At 74.8% G+C, this 3,988-nt stretch carries 3 protein-coding genes and 2 pseudogenes; 3 read left to right on the top strand and 2 right to left on the bottom strand.

Translation table 11 applies throughout. The features are described from left to right. A pseudogene (locus NH602_RS29025) lies at positions 1–720 on the bottom strand (hypothetical protein); the annotation flags it as partial. A 10-nt stretch (positions 721–730) separates the two neighbouring features. Here NH602_RS29025 and NH602_RS29020 point away from each other — a divergent pair. Beyond that, positions 731–1,093, top strand: a complete 363-nt coding sequence (locus NH602_RS29020) for a hypothetical protein (protein ID WP_253069469.1) — start codon at positions 731–733, stop codon at positions 1,091–1,093. A gap of 87 nt (positions 1,094–1,180) precedes the next feature. Here the strand turns inward: NH602_RS29020 and NH602_RS29015 are convergent, their stop codons facing one another. Next, complete coding sequence (locus NH602_RS29015) at positions 1,181–1,990, bottom strand: RNA methyltransferase (protein ID WP_179761202.1); 810 nt, start codon at positions 1,988–1,990, stop codon at positions 1,181–1,183. Positions 1,991–2,158: 168 nt separating this feature from the next. Between NH602_RS29015 and NH602_RS29010 the strand changes: the two genes are divergently transcribed. After that, positions 2,159–3,646: a glutamate--cysteine ligase gene (locus NH602_RS29010; protein ID WP_073577871.1), complete on the top strand. Its 1,488-nt coding sequence runs from the start codon at positions 2,159–2,161 to the stop codon at positions 3,644–3,646. Positions 3,647–3,790: 144 nt separating this feature from the next. Continuing rightward, positions 3,791–3,988 (top strand): annotated as a pseudogene (locus NH602_RS29005) (hypothetical protein); the annotation flags it as partial.

Genomic DNA, 3,988 nt, shown 5'->3' with positions numbered 1-3,988 from the left:
GCGTCGGGCGAGCCCCCCGCCGCCCCGGACACGCGTCGAGACGCCCGGTCGCACCGTGGGCGCCCGCCCGGACGACACCCGGGCCCCGGCCGCCGCGGCGCCCGTGGTCCCCCAGCGCGCCGAGCAGGTCGAGGACGCCGGCTCCTCCGCTGCGGCCGACACCTCGCAGGTCGACTCCACGCAGGCCGACTCCGCGGACACCGACGGCACGGTTGCCTCGACCGCCACTGCGGACGCTCCCGGCGCCGACACGGCCGCGGCGGTCGGCACGGGTACGACCGGCGCAGCCCCGAGCGGCTCCGCCTCGACCGACACCTCGCCGAACGGTGCCTCCTCGAACGGCGGCTCCTCGACGGGCTCGGCCCCGGCCGCCGCGGCACCGGTCGGTGCGGGCCCGACCGGCCGGGAGTCGACGGCCTCGGACACCGCGGCGGACCCGGCCACCCCGGTGCCGGCAGGCACCGGCTCCACCGCCCCCCACGGGGCCGGCACGGACGCAGGGGGCTCGGCCGTCCCGGCCCCGGCCGCCACGGACGCGGGCGTCACGACCGCGTCCGGCACGGAGACGTCCGCCACCGACTCCGGGTCCGGGTCCACGGGCGACGCGACGAGCCCGGCCGCGTCGTCGGCGACGACCTCGTCGGACGCCGCCACGGCCGCCTCCGCGTCGGACGCCGCCGCACCGACCACCACGAACCCGACGACCCCGGGCTCGACCACGGAGGCCCCGGTGCAGGACGGCGGGACCGCCGCGTCGACCACCCCGGCGCCGACCACCGCGGCCTCCGCGGGCACCACCGCGGGCTCCACGAGCACCTCCGCCGACCACGGCGAGGCCTCCCCGCCCGCGTCGGGCGACGCCCCCGGCGAGGGGGCCGACGCACCCACCGGGGCTGCCGCGGCCACCACCGGGGCACCGGGCACGTCGTCGTCGGACGGCTCGGACCAGGAGACGGACCCCGCTCCGGCACAGGACACCGAGAGCGCGGCGCCGCGTCGCCCGTCCACCGCGGGATCGCGGCGGACGAAGAAGGGCAAGCCGGTCATGCCGTCGTGGGACGAGGTCCTGCTCGGCGTCCGCGGCCAGCGCTGACACGTTCCCGCAGGGGTTCCGTCCTCCCGCACCGGATCCGGTCCCGTGTGGGAGCACGGATCCGGTGTGGGACCGCACCGCCCGCGGTCAGCCCCCGCCGGTGACGGCGTGGAAGGCGACGGCGGCGGCCGTCGCGACGTTGAGCGAGTCCACGCCGCTCGCCATCGGGATCCGGACCCGGCGGTCGGCGGCGGCCAGTGCCTCGTCGGTGAGACCGGGACCCTCCGCACCCAGCAGCAGGGCGACCTTCCGGCCGCCCAGGCCCGCCGAGGCGAGGGGCTCGGCGTCGGCGGAGGGAGTGAGGGCGGCGACGGTGAACCCCGCCTCCCGCAGCCGGTCCACCGAGGCGGGCCACGCGCCGTCGAGGGTCGTGAACGGGACCCTCAGCACGTGCCCCATCGAGACGCGGACGCTGCGCCGGTACAGCGGGTCCGAGCAGCCGGGGCCGAGCAGGATCGCGTCGACGCCGAGGGCGGCGGCGTTGCGGAACAACGACCCCAGGTTCTCGTGGTCCCCCACCCCCTCGCAGACGGCCAGCGTGCGGGCGCGGGCCAGGACGTCGTCGAGGGACGGCGCGGGAGCCCGGTCGGCGACGGCGAGCACCCCCCGGTTCAGGTGGAACCCGACCGCTCGGGCCATGGTGTCGGCGTCGGTCGCGTAGGCCGGGACGTCGACGCCGGCGAGATCGTCGGAGAGCTCGTCGAGGCGACGCGGGACCCCCAGCAGGGAGCGCACCGGATACGGCGAGTCGAGCAGCCGGCGCACGACGACGACACCCTCCGCGATCACCAGCCCACGCCCACCGGGCCGATCGGGGCGCCGATCGGCGGTCGTGAGGTCGCGGTAGTCGTCGATTCGGGGGTCGTCGGAGTGCTCGACCGTGGTGAGTATGGCCACGACGCCCGATCGTCCCACGTCACGGACCGTTCGCCGCGCCTGGTCGCCCGGTCAGCCGGTACCGCCCGGTCCGGCGATATGACACGGTGTAGTGCCGCCTCCTCCGACAACGGTCCTCCGCCGTGTGAGTGAGAAGGCGCTCCCCGTTCGATGGAGGTCGGTTCGCGCATGGGTCAGGTGGTCGACCGGACGACGTTCAGCCGGCGCGACCGCCAGCGGTACCGGATCAAGGTGCAGCGCTGTCTGGACACTCTCGGTGACCTGCTCAGCAGCTACCCGTTCTCCGACACGGAGCCGATGACCGGCGTCGAGATCGAGTTCAACCTGGTGGATCCGGAGCTGGCGCCGTCGCTCAACGGGAGCGACGTGCTGGACACGATCAACTCGGGCGAGTGGCAGACCGAGCTCGGCCGCTGGAACCTCGAGCTGAACCTGCCGCCCCGGCCGCTGCCCGGCGACCAGTGGCGCCAGCTGGAGCACGAGCTGCTCGACCTGCTCGCGGGCGCCGGGGCGAAGGCCGGTGACCTGCGCACCCAGCTCGTCATGATCGGGATCCTGCCGACGCTCGACCCGGGGCACATGACCGCCGAGGCGATCTCCCCCGAGGACCGCTACGAGGCGCTCAACGACCAGATGCTCAACGCCCGGGGCGAGCCGATCCGGATCGACATCGCCGGCTGCTCGCCGGAGGAGCGGGTCAACGCCGACTTCGACACGATCATTCCCGAGGCGGCCTGCACGTCGATGCAGCTGCACCTGCAGGTGTCCCCCGCCAACTTCGGGCGCTACTGGAACGCCGCGCAGTGCCTGGCCGGTGTCCAGCTGGGGCTCGGGTCGAACTCGCCGTTCCTGCTCGGGTCACAGCTGTGGTCGGAGACCCGGATCCCGCTGTTCGAGCAGTCCTGCGACGTGCGGACCCCCGAGTTCCACAACCAGGGGGTACGGCCGCGGGTCTGGTTCGGTGAGCGCTGGATCGACTCGGTACTGGACCTGTTCTCCGAGAACGCCCGCTACTTCCCCGCGCTGATGCCGCTGACGTCCGATGTGGACCCGGCGACGCAGATGCGCGACAAGGGCTTCCCGGACCTGCCCGAGCTGACCCTGCACAACGGCACGATCTGGCGCTGGAACCGGCCGATCTACGACAGTACCGGCGACACCCCGCACGTCCGACTCGAGAACCGGGTGCTCCCCGCGGGGCCGACGACCGTCGACATGGTCGCCAACGCGCTGTTCTTCTACGGCCTGCTGCGCACCCTGGTCGAGGCCGACCAGCAGCTGTGGCGGTCGGTGTCGTTCGAGGCGGCGCGGGAGAACTTCCAGACGGCGGCCAAGCACGGCATGCACGCTCCCCTGTACTGGCCCGGCACCGGCTGGGTGCTCCCCGACGAGCTCGCCCTGCGCAAGCTGCTCCCCCTGGCCCACGAGGGTCTCGCCCGCTGGGGCGTCTCCGGCGCGGTCTGCGACCGGTACCTGACGGTGCTGGAGCGGCGCTGCGTCACGCGTCAGACCGGGTCGTCGTGGCAGATCGACACGGTCGCCGCGCTGGAGGCGCGGGGCGCGGACCGGATGAGCGCGCTGCGCGGCATGCTCGAGCGCTACCTGGCGCACTCGACCGCCAACCAGCCCGTCCACACCTGGGAGATCCCCGGCTGATCGGCTTCGCCATCGCGAAGCATTCTCCGCGACCGGGCCCGCTCACCGCCCTCACGTTCCTACCGTCCCTCTCCGCACACCCGCCCCGGGTGCGCGTACGGGACGGAGGGACATGTCCATCCAGCACCACCCCGACCGGCGTCGATGACCCGGGCGACGACGATGTCCCCGTTCCGGCTGTTCGGCCGCACCGCCCGCGACGAGCGCCCCCTCGACGACGGCCCCGACCCGTGGCTCGACGACCCGGCCCCCGCCCCGGCTCCGCGGCCCGCCGCGCCCCGGGCCCGGGAGGCCGCCCCGGCTCCGTCGACCCGTGGGACACCCGAGGCTCCGGTGGCGGAG

Source organism: Pseudonocardia sp. McavD-2-B, from assembly GCF_024124365.1.
Classification (GTDB): Bacteria; Actinomycetota; Actinomycetes; order Mycobacteriales; family Pseudonocardiaceae; genus Pseudonocardia; species Pseudonocardia alni.
The sequence above is the reverse complement of the archived record's forward strand: the minus strand, read 5'-3'. Positions and strand labels throughout refer to the sequence as shown.